The organism is Lysinibacillus sp. NPDC096212 (assembly GCF_044763105.1).
Taxonomy (GTDB): domain Bacteria; phylum Bacillota; class Bacilli; order Bacillales_A; family Planococcaceae; genus Lysinibacillus.
The window spans coordinates 125,276-146,111 of record NZ_JBIWFQ010000002.1 but is presented as its reverse complement, the minus strand read 5'-3'; the positions used below and the strand labels follow the sequence as shown (position 1 = coordinate 146,111).

The following is a 20,836-nucleotide window of genomic DNA, read 5'->3' as shown; positions in this document are numbered from 1 at the left end:
ATCCTAAATTTAACATTTATTCCTTATTTCTCGTGCTATTCACTCTATTTTTTTTTATTAATACGAATCACAATTTTTAACTATTTTCGAGCAAATTTACATATCCAAAAACCTAAAACTGTAATTTAAGCTTCTGTATATTGTCCAATCTTTCTGAATTTCTCATAACGGTCCTCAATTAATTGTTCGCCATTTAAAGAGCTCAATACTTTTAGTGTGTCACTTATACATTCTTTTATATAAAGTGCTTGCTTCGCTACATTGCGATGAGCTCCACCTGTTATCTCAGGGATAATTCCATCGATAACGCCAAGCTCTTTTAAGTCAGGTGCTGTTATACGCATTGCTTCTGCTGCTTGCTTTCCTAGGCTACCATCACGCCATAAAATCGATGCAGCCCCTTCCGGCGAGATAACCGAATACGTTGAGTTTTCTAACATAAAGACACGATTCGCTACACCTAATGCAATCGCACCTCCACTACCGCCTTCTCCAATAACAATACTAATAACTGGCACTGTTAAGCCCGCCATTTCAACTAGATTTCTGGCAATCGCTTCACTTTGACCTCGTTCCTCAGCAGCCTTACCGGGATAAGCACCTTTCGTATCAATAAAACAAATAATTGGGCGCTTAAATTTTTCGGCCTGTTTCATTAAACGCAATGCCTTACGATATCCTTCTGGATGTGGCATACCAAAATTCCGACGAATGTTTTCTTTCGTTGATTTTCCGCGTTGATGTCCAACAATTGTTACTGGCTGACCTTCAAAAAGAGCAATTCCTCCAAGAATAGCCGCATCATCACCAAACGTGCGATCACCATGTAACTCAATAAAGTTTTCACACATAGCCTCTATATATTGTAATGTCGTTGGTCGTTCTGGATGTCTAGCAACCTGTACACGATCCCACGGCTTCATATTGGCATAAATGGATTGTTCTAACTGTGTTAGACGTGTTTCTAAAGTTTCGATTTCGCCTGTCATATCTACATCTGCATCGGCAGCAATCGTTTTTAACTCATCAATTTTTTCACGTAATTGTACTACTGGTTCTTCAAAAGCTAAATTTTTAGACATGTTGCACGCCGCCTTTCGTATGCATTTTCACAAGCACTGCTACTTGGTTTCGTAAATCTTTTCGATGGAAGATGGCATCAAGCTGACCATGAGCTAATAAAAATTCTGCCGTTTGGAAATCACTTGGCAGTTTTTCTCTTACTGTTTCTTCAATGACACGGCGACCAGCAAAGCCAATCAATGCTTGTGGTTCAGCAATATTAATATCTCCAACAGAGGCAAAGCTTGCAGAAACGCCACCTGTTGTAGGATGCGTTAAGATAGAAATAAACAATAGTCCTTCATCGCTATGGCGTTTTAATGCCACACTCGTTTTTGCCATTTGCATTAATGATAGAATACCTTCTTGCATGCGCGCTCCACCACTAGCAGTAAAGATAATAAATGGTAGACGTAATTCAGTAGCTTTTTCAACTGCGAGTGTGATTTTTTCTCCGACAACTGAGCCCATTGAACCCATACGGAAATGAGAATCCATAATTGCTACAACAATTTCTTCTCCGTCCAGGGTACCTAAACCAGTCATCACAGCTTCGCTTAATCCCGTTTTTTGTTGATCCGCTGAAATTTTTTCTACATAAGCAGGGAAATTAAGAGGGTTACTTGTTTGTAAATGATCGTCCATTGAAACAAATGAACCTTCATCTAAAAAATCCGCTACGCGCTCCTGCGCTGTCATTTTGAAGTGATGGTCACATTTTGAACATACTTTATGATTTTTTTCTAATTCCTTCGTTAATTGAATATGACGGCATCCTGGACATTTTGTCATAAGTCCTTCTGGAAATCCCTTTTCTTGTCCATCCTCTTTCTTTTTAGTAAATAGGCTGCGAATTGCCATGTTTGACTCCCCCTTTGTTGTCTAATTACTTCGTACAGTCTTCATCCACTGCTCGTAAGCTTGTAATGCTTCTTTTTCATAGCCAAGCTGCATCGATTTCAACATAGTTTGAATGATTAATTTTTCTTCTTCTGTTGAGTTTCGATTTAAACGGTCACCGTCATAAACTGCTAACTGAAACCATACTTTTAGTGAAAGACGATTTCCTGACGTGATTATTATTTCCCGTAAAACGTCTCGACAATTAATCGCGCTTTCTATCTCAAGCTTTACAAAAAAACTTTCCCACACAGGCAGTGTTCTCAGAGTCTCTGTACAACTTATTACGCGAATGGCTTCCTTTTCATGAATTTCTCGCGTTAATTCGACATCCTTTTTTGATTTTTCATCTTCTAATATAAACATCGACAATATTTCTACGAGCTGATGCTTTTGTGTGGAAGCTAGGAAGGTACCTCCCCCATGTCTCGTTTCAATAAGACCTAACAACTCTAAGCTTCGCAATGCCTCTCTCACGGAGGATCGCCCGACACCTAGACGTTCTGAAAGGACTCGTTCGGAAGGTAGCTTTTCACCAGCCTGTATTTTTTCCATTTTAATAAGTTGTCGTAATTGTTGGACGATATCTAAAAAAACTTTCTTTTGTTCGGTTTTTTTATCCATACGATCAACTCCTCGTTCTATCAATTTCGCCTTGGCCTAATTGTTGCTGCCGCTTCGCTTTCGCACAGAAACCATTTGTTGCTGTCGCTTATCCTTCGCTCAGATAATCAATGCGTCCAAAGGCTTGGGCCAACATGATGTTGGTCACTCAGTCGTTGCCACAGGACGTGGCGTTCTTAGACTAAGTTCCTCTATTTCAGTAAGTGTTTGGATACCTAACTAAATCCACCACCTTCAGAAGATGGCATCTCCTACCGAATGAAGGCAAAAGTGGTCTGACCACTTTTTAACATTGACTCTAGCTTACAAAATAATTATTAAAAAGTAAAGAAAAAACTGCATAAAAATTTATGCAGTTTCTATAATTTTCTTCAATTTCATATTCTTTTCGTCGTCTGTGCATGATTTACTTTCACTTGAGGTTTACCAAAGCGTCTTTCAAGCGTTCCTTCAATGTAAAGCAATTCATCTTCGAGTAACAGCTCTTGAACAAGATGAAAGACTTGCGGGAATAAGGTTACAGATACCGTTCCAAACTCATCCTGAAGCTGAACAAAAGCCATTTGCTCGCCTTTTTTTGTGCGTATTTTTTTTATTTCTTCTATTATGCCAATCATTTTTACATACGTTCCCTCACGAGCATGCTTCAACTCTCGGCATGTACTATTTACTTCATTCCAAAAAGCTCTTTCCTCTGAGACCGGATGTGCAGAAATATAAAAACCAAGACTTTCCTTTTCATGAAGTAATTTTTCCTTTTGTGGCATCGCTTCCGCTTCCATATACTTCGGCTTACCGAAGCTAAAGGCAGTAGCCGATTCTATATCAATATCCTCAGTTGGTCTTAGCAGCTCAGCTTGCTTTAAGGCTGCCTCCAATGTTGCTATTAGTACAGCACGATCTTTCCCTATATAATCGAGAGCTCCGGCGAAAATTAAAGCTTCCATTACTTTTGGTTTAAATTGCTGTGCACTTAAGGCAACTGCCATGTCAAATAAATTATCAAATGCTTCTACATTCGTTTGGCGTAAGGCATTCACTGTCTCTATAAATGTATGAGGTACACCCTTTATTCCGGATAAACTATAGCGAATTCCATCCTTTTCAACAGTAAAAAATTTTGTACTCTGTTTCAATGACGGTGGATAAAATGGAATCCCCTTCTCTTTCGCCTCACTCACAACCTGTAGGATTTTCTCCACATTTCCTGTTGCGTTTGATAAAAGTGCTGTATAAAAGCTTTGTGGGAAATGTACTTTTAAATAAGCCATTTGGTAGGAAATAACGCTATATGCGACAGCATGGCTTTTAGGGAAACCATAGTCTGCAAAGCGCACAATTAATGCATACACTTCTTCTGCCACATGAACGTCAAAGCCTTGCTTCATTGCTCCCTTTACAAATGCGGCACGTTGCTCCTCTAATACTTGACGATTTTTCTTACTTACCGCCCGACGCAGTAAGTCCGCTTGTCCCATCGTAAAACCAGCCATCACCGAAGCAATTTGCATGATTTGTTCTTGATAAACTATGACACCAAACGTCTCTCGTAAAATGGGCTCTAAAGCTGGATGTGGCATAGTAACCGATTCCCTTCCTGCTTTTCGTCTTGCATATACAGGAATAAAATCCATCGGACCAGGGCGATATAACGCGTTGACTGCCACTATATCTAAAAAATGATTTGGATGAATATCACGTAAAGCTTGCTTCATACCTTCCGATTCTAATTGAAAAATCCCTAGTGTATCTCCCTTTTGAAGAAGTTCAAATGTCTTTTCATCTTGCATTGGAATAAGCTCAAACTCTATCCAAGGACCACCAGCTTTATAAATCGACCAACGTATCTGCTCTAAAATTGTCAGGTTGCGCAATCCTAAAAAATCCATTTTGACAAGTCCACTAGCTTCTACATCTCCCATCGGCCATTGCGTACAATATATTCCATCATGTCCTTCTTCAATCGGTATCGTATTGACTAATGGTGCAGGTGACAGCACAATCCCAGCCGCATGAGTAGAAGAATTTCTTGGCAACCCTTCTAGTTTTAACGCCACTTCAAACCAGCGACGATGTTTTTCATCCTCGGCTAGCCAGCCTTGTAAACTTTGTGATTCAGCCAGTGCTTTTTGCAATGTTATCCCAGGTTTATTCGGAATCATTTTTGAGATTTTCTCCAATGTTTCAGCGTCAAAACCAAAAACACGGGCAACATCTCTAGCAACCGCCTTAGCAGATAAAGTGCCAAACGTAATAATTTGCGCTACATTTGCCTTCCCATATTTTTGAGTGACATAATGGATAACTTTTTGTCTTTTACTGTCGACAAAATCGATATCTATATCTGGCAGTGTAACACGTTCAGGGTTTAAAAACCGTTCAAATAATAAGCCGTAAACTAATGGATCTACTTGCGTAATAGATAAGCTATAAGCAACAAGAGAACTTGCCGATGAACCACGACCAGGACCTGTTAAAATACGATTTTCTTTAGCAAAACGCATGAAATCTGCAACAATTAAAAAATAATCTGCAAAGCCCATTGAACAAATAATTTCAAGCTCATATTGAAGTCGCTCCCGATAAACTTGAGGAATTTCAGTTTGCTTTAAACGTTCTGCCAATCCTGCAAAAACCTCTTTGACAAGCAAGCTTTCAGCCGTTTCCCCTGTTGGCACAGGAAATTTAGGCATTTGAACGTGCATTTCAGGAATTTCCGCCGTACAGCTAGCAAGCATCATTGCACTAGACTCAAGCCATTCTGGATGATCAGCAAACCAACTTCGCCATTCCTCTTTCGTTGGAGCGAAATAACCTTGTAAATGAGCTGATAACATTGTATCGGTAATCTTGTCACCTGAATCTATCGCTCTTGCAACCTCAAAGGCAAAATGATCTTCTGGGCGTAAAAAATAGCAGCTCTGAGAGGCAACCAGTGTTATGTTCATAGTTTCACACCATGCTACATACGTTTCCTCTTTTTCAGTTATCATCCCTGCAGGTCTTGCTATCCCCATAAACAAACGCTTACCAAACACCTTGTTTAGAGCACTTGCTACTTCTGTCCAATCCTCAATTTCTATTAAGTCATCCGAAGAAAGTAATGCCACACAGCCCGCTGCATATCCTTCAAGCCATTTCCAAGGAAGTGCATCGTCCTCTCGAATTGAAACTGCGCTACTAATCTTTAAAAGATGCTGGTAGCCTTCTTGGGTCTGAGCATAGAGCACAAGTGGAACCTTTCTTGCTTGCCACTGTACATTTATCGCGAGCCCTAATACAGCATGAATGTTCGCTTGCTGCAATGCTTTACAAAAAGGCAAAAGCCCGTACAATTTTGAATTGACGATTGCACAGGCCTGAGTATTTTGCTCTTGTAAAAAAGGGATCAATTGTTCAAGCCGAATCGTACTTTTCAATAAATCCGCACTCGTATGCATTTTCGTGTATACATGTGTCAAATGAATCCCTTCCTTTCTAGGTATTAAAAAATGTTAATTTCAAAGCTTTATTATTATGGTAGAAGCACGTTCTTATTCTATTGAGTTTACAAATCATCGCCAAATATTGGATAATCACCATAATGAGAGGTTGATTTCCGTTCCGGCTGGGCGCTTTCCTGGGGGCGTCCGATGAGCCGCTTCGCTTCGCTGCAGGGTCTCATCTGTGACGCTAATCCCCAAGGAGTCGCCCAGCCTCCACTCCAATCAACTTATATATGGCATACGTTTAACAAATGTCATCCATAAATTTTAGTGATGAGCCCAAATAATCATGTTTATTGATATGCCTTACAAATTTCCTGTAATCTCGTTATAACATGCTCTGCTTCTTCCCATGTGTAAGCTGTAGCCCCAGATGCAAGCGGATGTCCTCCACCGTTAAATTCCTTCGCCAAAGTGTTAATGATAGGACCTTTTGAACGTAAACGCACACGAATTTGATCGGCCTCTTCAATGAAGACCACCCATGCACAAATACCTTTCACACTTCCAAGACAGCCAACTAACAGTGACGCCTCTGACGGTACAACATTGAATTCTGCCAGCAATTCCTTTGTCAGCTTGATATGTGCTGCTCCATACTCATCCATTTTGAAATTTTGATAAATATAGCCCTGTAAATTTAATAGCTTTTGCTCCATTTCATACATTCCATCGAAAATTTGATTTCGATCAAAATTATATGTAATAAGCTCTCCTGCAATTTTAAACGTTTTTACGGTCGTGCTAGGGAATTGGAAACGTCCTGTATCCCCTACAATACCGGCAAATAATAATCTAGCGGAGGCATCAGGTAGAATCCAGTTTGCTACTTGTTTTCCTTCCTCAAAAAGCTCATAAATCATTTCGCTACATGAGCTCGCATTCGTATCCACCCAAAGTAAATCGCCATACGGATCATCATTTGGATGGTGATCTATTTTAATGATCATTTTACCTTTTGTATAGCGTTGATCGTCTACACGTTCAGTATTAGCCGTATCTGTCACAATAACTAAAGCATCGTCGTATTTATCATCCGTAATATGATCTGGATTTGCTAAAAATGATAAAGATTCATCATGCTCACCTACAGCAAAAACCTTCTTTTCTGGATAATTTGCTAAAATAAGCTCTTTTAACCCTTGCTGAGATCCATATGCGTCTGGATCTGGACGCACATGGCGATGAATAATGATTGTTTCATATGAAGCAATTGTGTCGATGATTTGTCTTTTCAAATTAATTTCCCCCAAAATGATAGTAATAACCGTTAGCATTTTTCTTTAATTATCGTTACAATAATGACTAGTTATGCTAGGAGGTTTACTATGCTCAATTTAATATTTGTGTTTACAATAATCATATCATTTGTTTTTTATTTTTATTTTAAAACAAAACAGTTTCGTTCTTCACTACCAATCGCTAAAAATTGGTACAAAAGTAAAGCTAATGTAAGTTTCGGTGCATTTATTCTTTTATTTGGTTTAAACCAAGCCTATTTATTCCCTGGGTTATATACATTTATTATTGTAGCAATTCTTGTCGTTTTAGGCATCTTTGTTGTTATGGAAAATATTAAAAGGGTTCGTCACTACGGTCAATTTGTTGACGAAGAGTACCGAATTAACCAATAAATAATCAAATATGCCTCCGACGGGTGTTTGGACACCCGCTGAAAGAAGTGAAAGGGATGGTCTAGCATTTACCCTAGACCATCCCTTTTTGTGTTTTCTTAACGTTCCAGTAGTTGGAACATCATCATAGCCTTCCCAACAAGCATTTGTTGATTAAACACTTCGAAGTCCATTTTCACAAACTTACGACTCATGTCTAATATTCGAGGCTTTACAGTAAGTGTACTTTCCATTTGCACAGGCTTGATGAAATAAATCGTCATGTTTTCGGCAACTGCATCCCCACGTTTACGGCGTTTTAATGCGAATGAGCCAACTTCCGCTAACAAAGTTGTAAATGCTCCATAAGAAATTGCCCCATATTGATTTGTCATTTGTGGTGTTACTTTAAATTCTACGATTAATTCTTCATCGCCAAGTACCTTCATCTCGTTTTTCACTAAATCATCAATCGTTTCACCATGCTGCGGTTGTCTTTGAGCAAGCTGAAGCGCTTTTAGTACATCTTGTCGACTAATCACACCTTGCAAAACATTGTCATCATCAACAATTGGTAATAGGTCAATCCCTTCCCAAATCATACGATGTCCTGCAGAGGCAACGCTCATTTTCATCGATCCAGCAATCGGATTTTTAGTCATAACCTTATCAATAAGCTCGTTTTCTTCTCGACCAATAACGTCTTTTACGGTAATCATCCCAACAAGCTTATTGTTTGCTGTCACAACAGGAAATGCACCATGAGTTGTTCGTTCATTTAACTTATGGAAATGTTGAATTGTTTCATCATTTCGAAGAACAGAAGTATCCGTCATTGGCACAAAAATATCTTCAATAAATAAAATATCTTTTTTGATTAATTGGTCATAAATTGCACGGTTAATCATTGTTGCCACAGTAAAGGTATCATAGCTTGTTGAAATGATCGGTAAGTCCAAAGAATCTGCGAGTAACTTGTTTTCCTCGGTTGTATCAAAGCCCCCTGTAATTAAAACAGCTGCACCAGCTCGCAGTGCATTTTCATGTGCTTTAATACGGTTACCAACGATGAGCAAGCTTCCTGCATCTGTATAACGCATCATATCTTCTAATTGCATGGCACCAATAACAAATTTCGTTAACGTTTTATGTAGACCTGTTTTTCCACCTAAAACTTGGCCGTCTATAATGTTAACTATTTCAGCGAAGGTTAATCGCTCAATATTTTCTTTCTTTTTCTTCTCAATACGAATTGTTCCAACACGTTCAATAGAGCTTACTAAACGGCGATTTTCCGCTTCTTTAATGGCACGGTATGCCGTTCCTTCACTCACTTGCATTTCCTTTGCAATTTGACGTACTGAAATTTTATCACCCACGGGTAATGATTCGATGTATTGCAAAATTCTCTCATGTTTTGTAGACAAAATATCACCTATTTCTCAAGCATCAAATTCTGCTCTTAGTGTACCATATTTTTTATAAAAATATTTAATATAAAGTGATGAATTTGTTTTACTTTTCCCATCGTTTCAACTACGCACGTGGTGCCAACTCATATAGTACAGCAGTGTCACTAATTAGGAACAGTTTACTTTTTCACCCGCTTTTAATATTTGAACCTCTGCATTTTGCACTAAATCCGCAAAAATTTGTGGATCCTGCTCGATTGGAGGAAATGTATTGTAATGAACTGGTACGACAATTTTCGGCTTCAAAAATGAAACTGCACAAGCTGCATCTTCTGGTCCCATCGTGAAATTGTCACCAATTGGTAAAAACGCAATATCAATAGGATGGCGTTCTCCAATTAATTTCATATCACTAAACAAAGCTGTATCCCCTGCATGATAAATTGTTAATCCTTCGATAAATAATAAAATTCCAGCAGGCATTCCCATATAAATAATTTCATTATTTTCTGTTACATATGACGAACCGTGGAACGCTTGAGTAAACTTCACTTTACCAAAATCAAATTCCTTAGCTCCCCCTATATGCATTGGATGCGCTTTCACTCCTTGCCAAGAAATCCAATTGGCTAGCTCATTTGGTGCAATGACCAGCGCATCTTTTTTCTTCGCAAGCTCCACTGTATCACCGACATGATCATTATGGCCGTGTGTCAGTAAAATGATATCTGGTGCTTCATCAGCTACCTTTAAATCTGTTAGCCCATTCCCATTAATGAATGGATCTATTAATATTGTTTTCCCATTTGATTGAATTTTAACAACTGAATGTCCATGATAACTAATTTCCATCTAAATTTCCTCCTAGCAGTACATATTGTGCTACATCATTTTTATTCGCTATCCATGCGATTTTTCCCTTTTTTTGATATGCTAGTACAGAGAATAATAGATTCTTTCCCAACAGAGGTATACCTTGTAGGAAACAATTATTCATTCCGTTGAAGCCCCATACCGGGGAGGCTATAAATTTAGCCAAGCACTTGAAATTTTTTTCAATGCAAAAAGAGGAGGAACTGTGTATGTCAAAGGTTGAAGAAATTCAAAACTATTTACAACAAAACCAAATTGATGCCGCTTTCGTAACGACACCTGACAATGTTTTTTACGTTTCAGGCTTTAAAAGTAATCCGCATGAGAGATTACTTGGCGTGATGATTTTTAAAGAGGCAGAACCTTTTTTAATTTGCCCCAAAATGGAAATCCCAGATGCGAAGGATGCAGGTTGGCCTTATGAGGTCATCGGTCACCAAGATACTGAAAATTCAATGGAAGTTCTTGCCCAAGCTATTAAAGCTCGTAATGTTAACCCACAAACGTTTGCTATTGAAAAAGCTCAGCTCATCGTAGAGCGTTTAGAAGCCCTACAACAATCATTCCCACAGGCAAGTTTTGTTCGTCTCGACGAAAAAATCAATGCTATGCGAGTAATTAAAGATGAAACTGAATTAGAAAAATTACGTAAAGCTGCAGAACTAGCTGACTATGCTATTGAAATCGGTTGTAAAGAAATCGCTGAAGGCAAAACAGAAATGGAAATCTTAACTGCGATCGAAAACGCTATTCAGGATAAAGGCTGCAAGATGTCCTTTGAAACAATGGTATTGAGCGGTCCCAAAACAGCTTCTCCACACGGTAAACCAGGTGCTCGAAAAATAGAAAAAGGCGATATGATATTATTCGACCTTGGCGTAATTTACGACGGTTATTGTTCTGACATTACACGTACGGTTGCCTTTGGTGAACCTAGTGAGGCACAAAAGGAAATCTACAACACAGTACTATCAGCTAACACAAATGCAATTGCAGCTGTAAAACCAGGTGTTCGCGCAATGGATTTAGATAAAATCGCTCGTGATACTATCGCAGACGCAGGCTATGGCGAATATTTCACACACCGACTTGGTCATGGACTCGGCATTTCTGTACATGAATTCCCTTCTGTTACAGGCGCAAACGAAATGACTATGGAAGAAGGCATGGTCTTCACAATTGAACCAGGTGTCTATAAATCCGATGTGACAGGTGTCCGTATTGAAGATGATGTAGTCGTAACAAAAGACGGAGTAGAAGTACTAACAAAATTCCCTAAAGATTTGATTGTACTGTAATTGAAAATATTTACTCAGGTAAAATGAAACTTTAATCAGTGGGGATTTTCTTCATCCTCACTGATTATTAGTCTTCACCAATCGGGCTTTTACGGGCAGTTAATCTCCACCTTACTTTACATACATAAAACATTTGTAGCTGACGCTTCGCTTTCGCTACATAAAATATTTGCTGAAAGAAGTTAAATTAATGCTCCTTAATGCGAAATAAAAAGGAAGCAACCATTATAGCAGTGGTGCTTCCTTTCGTTATGTTCATTTATTATTTTTCCAAATAATCAAGAGTTGCCTGTCCTAAAACATTTGCTGCAATGCGGAGCGAGCGTTCATCAATATCAAATTTAGGATGGTGATGAGGATATACCTCCGTCCAAGAAGGGTTTTGTGCACCTACAAAGAAGAATGCACCTGGTTTTTCTTCTAAATAGTAAGCAAAATCTTCTCCCCCCATCGTAGGATCGACAATTTCAACAGCTTCGACAATAGATATCTTTTCGGCTGCCTTGATAACATGCTCAGTTTCTGCTAGATGATTCACAACAGGTGGATAGCCTCTACGGTATTCATATTCATACTCAGCCTTTGTTAAATAGCAAGTAGCTATTAGTACTTCTTCAATTTCTTGTTCAAGGAGATCACGCTCTTCGTTATGAAATGTACGGACCGTTCCTTTCATATACACTTTATCTGCTATAACGTTAAATGGGTTGAGTGCCTCAATATGTCCAATTGACACTACAGCTGGGCGCAGCGGATTTACTCGGCGTGCTACAAGCTGTTGTAAATTCGTAATAAATTGTGCAGCTAGTACAATCGAATCTTTCGTTTCATTTGGAGTAGAGCCATGCCCACCCTTCCCTTTGATTGTTATATCAATAGAATCTGCCGCAGCCATAAATGGTCCAGATGCAATTTGCACTTTACCAAGTTCTGCAGGAGCCCATAAATGCGTCCCGAAAATAACATCAACACCTTCTAGACAGCCATCCTCAATCATAGACTTTGCTCCACCCGGCGCTAATTCTTCTGCGTGTTGATGGATGAAAACAATCGTTCCTGCTAAATCTGCTTGCATTTTGTTTAATGCCTTCGCTAATACAAGTAGTGTTGCTGTATGACCATCATGCCCACAAGCGTGCATTCGACCCTTGATTTTAGATTGGAATGGTAGCCCTGTCTCTTCCGTAATTGCTAATGCATCGAAATCTGCCCGAAGTGCCACTGTTTTACCTGGTTTGTCCCCAACAAGCTTTGCGACAACGCCATTACCCCCTACGCCTTCTCGCACCTCATGTCCTAATGCACGATGAAATGCGGCAATTGTTTTAGGGGTTTCTACCTCTTCAAAAGAAAGCTCTGGATTTTCATGAAAATGACGACGCAGTGTAATCATTTCCTCCTCAAATTGTTCAAGTAATGTTGAAAGCTGTACGTGTTGTGCAATCATTCAAACCCCTCCTATTATTATCAATTATGCCTTGTCCTAATTGCATCACTCAGTCGTTCCCACAGGACGTGGCGTTCTTAGAGTGAGTTCCTCTATTTCAGCAAATGTCTTTTGTACCGAAAGCGTAGCGACAGGTACAGGTGTTTGGACACCAGCTGAAAAGTAACTTAAACCACCTATAGAGGTGGGATTCTGTTACTTAATGAATATTAATGTAATCTCCTGGTCCAAGTGGTAATCCCAATAAGAACCAAATGGCAAATAATATAATCCAACCAATAGCAAAGAATATAGTATATGGGAATAACGCCGAAATTAGCGTTCCGATTCCGATATTTTTATCGTAACGTCTTGCAAATGCTAATAAAATAGCAAAATATGCAAGCATCGGTGTAATAGGATTTGTAATCGAATCTCCTACCCTATACGCTACTTGTGTAACTGCTGGTGAATAATCAAGATACATAAACATTGGTACAAAAATCGGCGCTAATAATGCCCATTTTGCAGAGGCACTCGCAATCAGTAAATTAACGAGTGCACAGATCACAACAAATCCAATAATCATTGGTAAACCTGTGAAATTCAATGCCTGTAAAAATTCTGCTCCTTTAATTGCAACAATTGAGCCAATATTACTCCAGTTGAAGTAAGCAATCATTTGAGAAGCAACAAATGCAAGTACGATAAACGATGACATATCTGCAATTGATTTAAATATTTTTTCTGCTACATCCTTGTCACTCTTAACCTCTTTTGCTGCAATACCATATGCCAACGCTGGTAATAGGAAAAAGAACAGCATAATTGGTACAATACCCGTCATAAATGGTGAATTTAAAAAGCCGCCTGTTTCAGGATCTCGTAGTAGACCGTTTGATGGTATAACTGTATATGCAATAATTGCAGAATATATAATAGCAACAATCCCTGCCCACCTTAAACCACGCATCTCTAGCGGTGTTAATGGTTCGAGTACGCTAATTTCTCCTTTATAATCGCCAAAGCGGGGTTCTGTAAACTTTTTTGTCACCCATGTACCGATAAATATTAAAACAAATGTTGAAGCAATTAAGAAATAGTAGTTCATTGTAGCGCGGCCTGTATAATCTGGATCTACAATACGAGCAGCGGATTCTGTAATACCTAATAATAATACATCGAGTGAACTAATTAATAAATTTGCACTAAAGCCACCAGCAACAGCCGCATACGTCACAATTAAACCTACTAAAGGGTTACGTCCTATACTCATAAAAATAAGTGCCGCCACTGGAGGTAAAATAATGAAAGCCGCATCTGCAGCCAAATTGCCCACTAAACCTGTTAAAATAATCACTGGTACAATCAATTTCTGAGGTGCGCTCATAACAGTCTTTTTCATAATCGCAGAAATCAGACCTGTCTGTTCCGCCAAACCAATTCCAATCATTGACACAATAACTAAGCCAAGTGGCGGAAATCCTGTGAAATTACTTTGCATTTGTGTAACGATTAAAATTAAGCCCTCTCGACTCAATAAATTAACGACCTCTATCGTTTCATTCGTTCCTGGTTTTACAGCCAAAATACCCATAGCATCTAAAACCCAAGATAAGATGAGTACTAATAATGCCATAATAACAAATAATGTAATCGGATCCGGCAATTTATTACCAGTACGTTCAATTGTGTCGAGCATCTTATCGACAAACGATTTTTTTTGAGTTATTTCATGTTGCATACATATTTCATCCTCTTTAACTTTCAATAATTTATCTAAAACATCAATTAATTTAAATATTCTGTTTTTTTGTATGTACTAAACGATTCACTATACGCTCTTTTAAAGGGAGGAAATCTATTAGTATTGGAATATTATATTGAAATGCTAGAATAATAAGGGAGCGTATCAAATTGAACCGCTCCCTTATTTGCATTTATTGAATTAATTCATCAACATTTATATATGGTAGACCTTGAGAATCTGCAACAGCCTTGTAAACAAGATGTCCATCTATAGTATTAACACCTTTTTTCAGTGCTGCGTTTTCAACACATGCTTGTTTGTAACCCTTATTCGCAATTTGAAGTGCATAAGGAATTGTATTATTTGTTAAAGCAATTGTTGATGTACGTGGTACAGCTCCTGGCATATTTGCTACTGCATAATGCACAACTCCGTGTTTTACATAAGTTGGATCATCATGTGTCGTTACTCGATCAGATGACTCAAAAATACCGCCTTGGTCAATAGCAATATCGACTACTACTGAACCTGGTTGCATTGACTTAATCATTTCCTCAGAAACAAGCTTTGGTGCTTTAGCTCCAGGAATTAAAACTGCCCCAACTACTAAATCTGAGTTTTTCACTGATTCTGCAATATTATAAGGATTGGACATTAATGTTTGAACATCACGGCCAAATAAATCTTCTAATTGACGTAAACGCTCTGGGCTTAAATCAATAACCGTTACATCAGCACCCATTCCGACAGCTATTTTCGCCGCATTAGTTCCAGCTATACCGCCACCAATTACTGTAACTTTACCGCGTGGTACACCTGATACGCCTCCTAGTAAAATACCTTTACCTTCATGGTTTTTCTCTAAGAATTGTGCACCAATTTGCGTTGCCATTTTACCAGCAACTTCACTCATTGGTGTTAAAAGTGGTAAGGAACCATTTGCTAATTGCACTGTTTCATATGCAACCCCTACAACTTTTTTATTTAAAAGTGCCTGCGTTAATTCAAGCTCTGGCGCTAAATGTAAATAAGTAAATAAGATTTGACCTTCATAGAAGTAATCGTATTCTGATGCTACGGGCTCCTTTACTTTCATAATCATTTCTTGTGCCCATGCTTCTTTTGCTGTCTCAACAATATGAGCACCTGCAGCAACGTAGTCTGCATCTGTAAAGCTTGAGCCTAAACCTGCTCCAGATTCAATGTACACTTCATGGCCTGCATTTGTTAATGTAACAACCCCTGCTGGTGTCATGGCTACACGATTTTCATTGTTTTTAATCTCTTTTGGAATACCAATCTTCATCTTCCCTATCCCCTTCCATTACCTAAAAAATAAGCACATTTTGTTACATACTCTTCGATGTATTGATGCACCCCTTGCATTTCCATATTACCAAACATAAACAAAAAATGCTTTAATTAAAATAATAATAGATAAAATTCCTAATATTCTAATAACGGCAAATATTCCAATTAACAAGTTGGTAATTTTCCAACATACAAAAATATAAGTTTATTATCGATTGATAAGAGATTTCCTGAAGAATGCCTTGTAAGAAACAAAAAAATGCTTTTTGATAGTAATATTTATTGTTGGGGTGAATGTAAATGCCTTCACTTCTTCACATTTTTTCTTCCGGAAAGTATTTCCTTTAGAAAATCATTTGGTATAATCAACATATACAAATCTGGGAGGTAATTCAAATGGCTAATAAATATAAAAGCATTGTAGTTGCAGTAGATGGTTCTAAGGAAGCTGAATACGCTTTCCGTAAATCGATTGATGTAGCAAAACGTAACGAAGGTGCTGTATTAAATTTAGTAAATGTTATTGACACACGTTCATTCGCTGCAATCGAAGCATACGATCGTTCAATTGCTGAGCGTGCTCAAGCATTCTCTGAAGAGCTATTAAATGGTTACAAAAAACAAGCTGAAGAAGAAGGCTTAACAAATGTTAACCTTGTAATTGAATACGGCTCACCAAAAAATATCATTACAAAAGAGCTTTCTAAAATTGTAGACGCAGACTTAATCATCTGTGGTGCAACTGGTCTAAATGCAGTAGAACGCTTCTTAATCGGTTCAGTATCTGAAGCAATTGTACGCTCAGCTAAATGTGACGTACTTGTAATCCGTACACCTGAAATTTAATTTTGTCTTACATAAAAGGTATCCAATTTCGGATACCTTTTTCTTATTGTTGAAAAACTATTATGTAATGATATTAAAGTTCCTATTAAATAAAGTATGGCTCTTCTGCAAAACGAGGGGTTGATTTCCGTTCCGACTGGGCGCTTTGTAGCTGACGCTTCGCTTTCGCTACAGAAAACATTTGTTGCTGACGCTTCGCTTTCGCACAGAGCAAAGCTTCCTGGGGGCGTCCGATGAGCCATTTGGGCCAACACGAGGTTGGTCACAAAGGCGTTATCACAGGACGTGATGGTTTTAGCCTTCGTTCCTCTATCGCTGATCCTCAAGAAGTCGCCCAGTCGTAACGAAGATCAACCAATGCACTTATTCTTTTATCAACAAACTAAAGAAGTATATTTTAAAGCAAAATTAAAAAATTTCACATTAGAAAAGCGCGAGAAATCATATTTCAAAATTGATTTCTCACGCTTTTTAAGGTTTTTGACCGGTTTTGCCCCAGCCTGTTTTATGCTTATTTCCCTTCTTGCCACATCTTCACTTTTTCAAAGAACATAGCAAGAGCTTGTTTATTTTGCATGTTTGGTACTTTTGCTAACAGTACTTCTTTTGGAGCATTGAATTCCTTACCTTGCTTTTGCAAAATGACAATGCTCTTTTCAAGTGCTTTATTGGCGAACATTGTATCTGGTAATTGAATAATGGCTTGAATCCAAGCATGCTTTTGAATGTATTTATGCAGTTGTTTCGACTGCTCAGACTCGAAGAGATGGGTTGGTGCTAAGAAAAATAAATAGCCTCCATCCTTCGTGTAATTAATGGACTGCTCAATAAATAAGTGATGTGCATAACTCATTCCTTCTGAAGCGCATAGTTCATAATCTAATGCGATATCTTCATTCGGATAATACCCGACCGGTAAATCACAAACAACAGCATCTGCAGGATTTACTAATAAATCTTGTAAAGCATCTTGACGGAATAAGGAAACTGGCTGCTCTGTCAAATCAGCTGTAGCTGCAGCTATACGAATAAGTAGCTCATCAACTTCTACACCTGTTGCTTCTGTTTTTCCGTCTAATAAATTCATAACTGTTAATAGTAAATTTCCTGTACCTACTGCTGGATCTAAAATAGATATTTTTTCTGTTTCTAGACGCTCCGCAAATAGTTGCTCCACAAAATAACCAACTAATAACCCAAGAGTATCAGGTGTCATTTGGTGATTCGGCTGAGAACCTTTTCTCATCCCCTTTAAAACAGCAATTTGAATCGCTTTGCGCACATCTTCCTTCGTAGCACCTTCTTGTGAAAAATTAACTTCCCCATCTAGCCATGCCTCTAAGCCATCTAAAATACCTTCTAGCAATGTAACATTATGTTCTTTTTCTATTTTTTCAGCATGTTCATTTAGCATACCAAATAACTTTTCGATATTTTCCATACACAACTTCCTTTCACGCAGAAAAGAGCCGTGACAAAAACTTGTCACAGCCCCTTTGTCTAGTAATATCTTAGCCTAAAATCAATAAATTATGCTAGTGCTTTGACAGCTGCAATTGCCGCTTCATAGTTTGGATGGTCTGTTGCTTCAGGAACATATTCCACATATGTCACTTTGTCATTTGCATCCACAACAAACACCGCACGTGTTAGAAGGCGTAATTCTTGGATGTAGACACCATATGCTTCACCAAATGAAAGGTCACGGTGATCTGATACTGTTTGAACAGCATCAATGCCTGCTGCACCACACCAACGTTTTTGAGCAAATGGAAGGTCAACAGATACAGTATAGATAACTACATTGTCACCTAAGTTTGCTGCTTCTTCATTAAAACGACGTGTTTGTGCATCGCAAACACCAGTATCTAATGATGGTACAACGCTAAACAAACGAATTTTCCCCTCTGAATCTTTTAATGTAACAGGTGATAGATCATTCGCTAATACAGTAAAGTCTGGTGCTTTGTCTCCAACTTTTACTTCGTTACCTACAAGTGTTACTGGGCCATTTTTAAATGTTACTTGTGCCATATAAACGCCTCCTAATCTTCATATGTACATAATATTACTAAATAGAGGGAATTAATTGCAACTCAGACAACTTATCAAAAATAGTTTTGAAAAAATCATTTCGAACCTATTCATCCATATTTGATTTAGGTTGCATCATTTTCCAAGCTTATCTCTATAATGTAGGGTTGATTTCCGTTCCGGCTTGGCGCTTTCCTGGGGGCGTCCGATGAGCCGCTTCACTCGCGTTGCTCGCTCCAGGGTCTCGGGCCAACAAGAGGTTGGTCACGAAAGCGTTATCACAGGACGTGATGGTTTTAGCCTTCGTTCCTCTATTGCTAATCCCCAAGGAGTCGCCAAGCCTCCACTACAATCAACTTTATCCATGGTATACGTTATTATAAATGCATCCTAATTATTGGATCTTTTTCCCAACGAACTAACTATTAATCACCTCTATCATCACTAAAATAAAGAGCTGTCTCACCGTAATGAGACAGCTCTAGTCATTATTCTTCGTTATGTTTCTCTAGCTTTTCAGGTTCTGATTTTTCCTCTAGAGGTACAGATTCAACCTTTTCCTCTTTGATTGGCAAAGATGGTTGCACAATATCTTTTTCAATATATATTTTTTCATGAACGACTGTTGTATCCGCAAAAAAATCATGTATACCTTGATTGTTCGGTAGAATGCCTACAAGAATATAAAGTGGCATAAAAATGCTGTTGATGATACGCCCAATCCAATCACGGAATAACACGTCTGACCATGTCAGCTTCTCATGTTTTAATGAAATAACACGTAATCCTAATATCATTTTCCCTAATGTTTGCCCAAAAAATTTCGTCATTAATACGAAATAACTGTAATAAAGAATAGCGGATATAATCGAAATCGGTGCATACCACACTGTGTCAGATAATGACCAATCCATTAAATAAAATATTGGGTTAACGAGAATTCCACCTACTGCTGCAATAATAATTCCGTCTATGAAAAATGCCCAAAAACGCATCCAAAAGCCTGCCGTTTTCAACGCATAATTTTTATTCGTAATTGGCTTATCTATTAGGAACGTATTCTCCATAGAGGGTGAACCTTGCATAACAATATCATTGTTTGTCATTGTACTCCCTCCTTAGTTTTCGCCATATAAGTACATCATTTTTGGTGCTTTATATTCTGCCATAATTTTCATCAGCATTTTTTCCTCTGCTGAGGGACCAAACATGGATCCAATTTTCATCCCAACATATGATGGCCAACCACCCGTATCATATGAATACTCAAATAATTCTGCGTCCTCTAAACCAAAGTCTTTACGCATTGCAGTAATTGCTGCTTCCTCATCGCCAAGCTCATCTACTAAGCCCGATTCAAGAGCCTTCTTACCACTAAGAATTCGACCATCGGCGACTTTTTTCACATCTGCTTCAGACATATTACGGCCTTTTGCCACAATATGAACGAATTCCTGATAAGTTTCATTAATCATGTCTTGCATCATAGCACGCTCTTCCGCTGTCACTTCACGCATTGGGCTAAGCATATCTTTATGTTCACCAGATTTAAACGTTTCATATTTAATACCAACTTTTTCTGCTAACGCCTGATAATTAATAGATTGCATAATGACACCAATCGAACCTGTAATTGTATCACGTTGCGCAAATATTTTATCTGCTGGCGCTGAAATATAATAACCACCTGAAGCTGCCATCGAATCCATAGTTACATAGATTGGAATTTGTCGCTCTTCTTTAATTTTCATGAGTTTTTTATAGATTTCAGCTGATTCCTTTACACCGCCACCTGGTGAATTAACACTTAAGACGATACCTTCCACAGTCTCGTCATTTAAAATATTATCTAATTGATCTAAGAAAAATTGGTGATCATAAGAAACCGATTGCCAAAATGTACTTGAGCCAACATTTTGAATCGTTCCATCAACCTTTAAGTATGCAATACGTTTATCCATATCGCCACCTTCTTTAACCTTTTCCATTACAATTAAATCGTTTCCATCCATTAAGCTATCAAAATTACTAAAGAAATTCGATTTAAATATTGCAAAGATAGTGTTGATCCCTAATGAAAACACTAATAGTACACCTGCAATTATTAAAGCTGTCCACCTTTTACCATTCATATCTTTCCATCTCCTCATAACGTTATACGATTGATATCCTAATTTGTTTCATACTTATTGCAATAATATG

19 protein-coding genes are annotated in these 20,836 nt (G+C 38.2%); 4 read left to right on the top strand and 15 right to left on the bottom strand.

The genetic code is table 11. The annotated features are described in order from the left end of the window. Positions 1 to 125: 125 nt before the first annotated feature. The 5 genes from ACIQ7T_RS02385 to ACIQ7T_RS02365 all read right to left on the bottom strand — a co-directional run bounded on the left by ACIQ7T_RS02385 (position 126) and on the right by ACIQ7T_RS02365 (position 7,309). Positions 126 to 1,082, bottom strand: coding sequence for an acetyl-CoA carboxylase carboxyltransferase subunit alpha (locus ACIQ7T_RS02385; RefSeq protein WP_370075687.1), 957 nt, complete (start codon positions 1,080 to 1,082; stop codon positions 126 to 128). Next, on the bottom strand, positions 1,075 to 1,923 hold the full coding sequence (gene accD / locus ACIQ7T_RS02380; protein WP_402868376.1) for an acetyl-CoA carboxylase, carboxyltransferase subunit beta: 849 nt from the start codon (positions 1,921 to 1,923) through the stop codon (positions 1,075 to 1,077). The genes ACIQ7T_RS02385 and accD overlap by 8 nt, the downstream gene beginning before the upstream one ends. 21 nt (positions 1,924 to 1,944) lie before the next feature. Next, on the bottom strand, positions 1,945 to 2,586 hold the full coding sequence (locus ACIQ7T_RS02375) for a FadR/GntR family transcriptional regulator (RefSeq protein WP_370075691.1): 642 nt from the start codon (positions 2,584 to 2,586) through the stop codon (positions 1,945 to 1,947). Between the two features lie 377 nt (positions 2,587 to 2,963). Beyond that, a complete protein-coding gene (gene dnaE, locus ACIQ7T_RS02370) occupies positions 2,964 to 6,047 on the bottom strand; it encodes a DNA polymerase III subunit alpha (protein WP_402868374.1) in 3,084 nt (1,027 codons plus the stop codon). Positions 6,048 to 6,364: 317 nt separating this feature from the next. Continuing rightward, positions 6,365 to 7,309 (bottom strand): DHH family phosphoesterase, encoded by a 945-nt coding sequence (locus tag ACIQ7T_RS02365; RefSeq protein WP_370075695.1) that lies wholly within the window; start codon positions 7,307 to 7,309, stop codon positions 6,365 to 6,367. A 90-nt stretch (positions 7,310 to 7,399) separates the two neighbouring features. Between ACIQ7T_RS02365 and ACIQ7T_RS02360 the strand changes: the two genes are divergently transcribed. Then, positions 7,400 to 7,705 carry a YtpI family protein gene (locus ACIQ7T_RS02360; RefSeq protein ID WP_370075697.1) on the top strand — a complete coding sequence of 102 codons (306 nt, stop codon included), beginning with the start codon at positions 7,400 to 7,402 and terminating at the stop codon, positions 7,703 to 7,705. Between the two features lie 98 nt (positions 7,706 to 7,803). Here the strand turns inward: ACIQ7T_RS02360 and ACIQ7T_RS02355 are convergent, their stop codons facing one another. From ACIQ7T_RS02355 to ACIQ7T_RS02345, 3 genes are all read right to left on the bottom strand, one after another. After that, a complete protein-coding gene (locus ACIQ7T_RS02355; RefSeq protein WP_370075699.1) occupies positions 7,804 to 9,111 on the bottom strand; it encodes a DRTGG domain-containing protein in 1,308 nt (435 codons plus the stop codon). 153 nt (positions 9,112 to 9,264) lie between these two features. Beyond that, the gene (locus ACIQ7T_RS02350; RefSeq protein WP_370075701.1) at positions 9,265 to 9,948 is read right to left on the bottom strand and encodes a metal-dependent hydrolase; all 684 of its coding nucleotides are present in this window, start codon (positions 9,946 to 9,948) and stop codon (positions 9,265 to 9,267) included. Continuing rightward, complete coding sequence (locus tag ACIQ7T_RS02345; protein WP_402868371.1) at positions 9,938 to 10,093, bottom strand: hypothetical protein; 156 nt, start codon at positions 10,091 to 10,093, stop codon at positions 9,938 to 9,940. Before ACIQ7T_RS02345 ends, ACIQ7T_RS02350 begins: the two co-directional genes overlap by 11 nt. Positions 10,094 to 10,178: 85 nt before the next feature. On the opposite strand from ACIQ7T_RS02345, the gene ACIQ7T_RS02340 reads away from it, so the two are divergent. Then, positions 10,179 to 11,267: a M24 family metallopeptidase gene (locus tag ACIQ7T_RS02340; RefSeq protein ID WP_370075703.1), complete on the top strand. Its 1,089-nt coding sequence runs from the start codon at positions 10,179 to 10,181 to the stop codon at positions 11,265 to 11,267. 262 nt (positions 11,268 to 11,529) lie between these two features. Here the strand turns inward: ACIQ7T_RS02340 and ACIQ7T_RS02335 are convergent, their stop codons facing one another. The 3 genes from ACIQ7T_RS02335 to ald form a co-directional block, all read right to left on the bottom strand. Beyond that, positions 11,530 to 12,714, bottom strand: coding sequence for an amidohydrolase (locus ACIQ7T_RS02335; RefSeq protein WP_402868369.1), 1,185 nt, complete (start codon positions 12,712 to 12,714; stop codon positions 11,530 to 11,532). Positions 12,715 to 12,913: 199 nt separating this feature from the next. Beyond that, positions 12,914 to 14,437 (bottom strand): AbgT family transporter, encoded by a 1,524-nt coding sequence (locus ACIQ7T_RS02330; RefSeq protein WP_402868367.1) that lies wholly within the window; start codon positions 14,435 to 14,437, stop codon positions 12,914 to 12,916. Between the two features lie 196 nt (positions 14,438 to 14,633). Further along, a complete protein-coding gene (gene ald / locus ACIQ7T_RS02325; RefSeq protein ID WP_402868365.1) occupies positions 14,634 to 15,749 on the bottom strand; it encodes an alanine dehydrogenase in 1,116 nt (371 codons plus the stop codon). Positions 15,750 to 16,150: 401 nt separating this feature from the next. Here ald and ACIQ7T_RS02320 point away from each other — a divergent pair, with 401 nt between their 5' ends. Next, the gene (locus tag ACIQ7T_RS02320; RefSeq protein WP_100544912.1) at positions 16,151 to 16,600 is read left to right on the top strand and encodes a universal stress protein; all 450 of its coding nucleotides are present in this window, start codon (positions 16,151 to 16,153) and stop codon (positions 16,598 to 16,600) included. Positions 16,601 to 17,111: 511 nt separating this feature from the next. Here the strand turns inward: ACIQ7T_RS02320 and ACIQ7T_RS02315 are convergent. Both ACIQ7T_RS02315 and tpx read right to left on the bottom strand, forming a co-directional pair. Next, positions 17,112 to 18,041 carry a class I SAM-dependent methyltransferase gene (locus ACIQ7T_RS02315; RefSeq protein ID WP_370075711.1) on the bottom strand — a complete coding sequence of 310 codons (930 nt, stop codon included), beginning with the start codon at positions 18,039 to 18,041 and terminating at the stop codon, positions 17,112 to 17,114. 89 nt (positions 18,042 to 18,130) lie between these two features. Beyond that, the gene (gene tpx / locus ACIQ7T_RS02310) at positions 18,131 to 18,634 is read right to left on the bottom strand and encodes a thiol peroxidase (protein ID WP_337989065.1); all 504 of its coding nucleotides are present in this window, start codon (positions 18,632 to 18,634) and stop codon (positions 18,131 to 18,133) included. Positions 18,635 to 18,842: 208 nt separating this feature from the next. Between tpx and ACIQ7T_RS02305 the strand changes: the two genes are divergently transcribed. Beyond that, positions 18,843 to 19,028: a hypothetical protein gene (locus ACIQ7T_RS02305; protein ID WP_402868363.1), complete on the top strand. Its 186-nt coding sequence runs from the start codon at positions 18,843 to 18,845 to the stop codon at positions 19,026 to 19,028. 94 nt (positions 19,029 to 19,122) lie between these two features. Here the strand turns inward: ACIQ7T_RS02305 and ACIQ7T_RS02300 are convergent, their stop codons facing one another. Together ACIQ7T_RS02300 and sppA are read right to left on the bottom strand one after the other, a co-directional pair. After that, positions 19,123 to 19,740, bottom strand: coding sequence for an RDD family protein (locus tag ACIQ7T_RS02300; protein ID WP_370075713.1), 618 nt, complete (start codon positions 19,738 to 19,740; stop codon positions 19,123 to 19,125). A 12-nt stretch (positions 19,741 to 19,752) separates the two neighbouring features. After that, positions 19,753 to 20,766 carry a signal peptide peptidase SppA gene (sppA, locus tag ACIQ7T_RS02295; protein ID WP_370075715.1) on the bottom strand — a complete coding sequence of 338 codons (1,014 nt, stop codon included), beginning with the start codon at positions 20,764 to 20,766 and terminating at the stop codon, positions 19,753 to 19,755. Between the last annotated feature and the right edge of the window lie 70 nt (positions 20,767 to 20,836).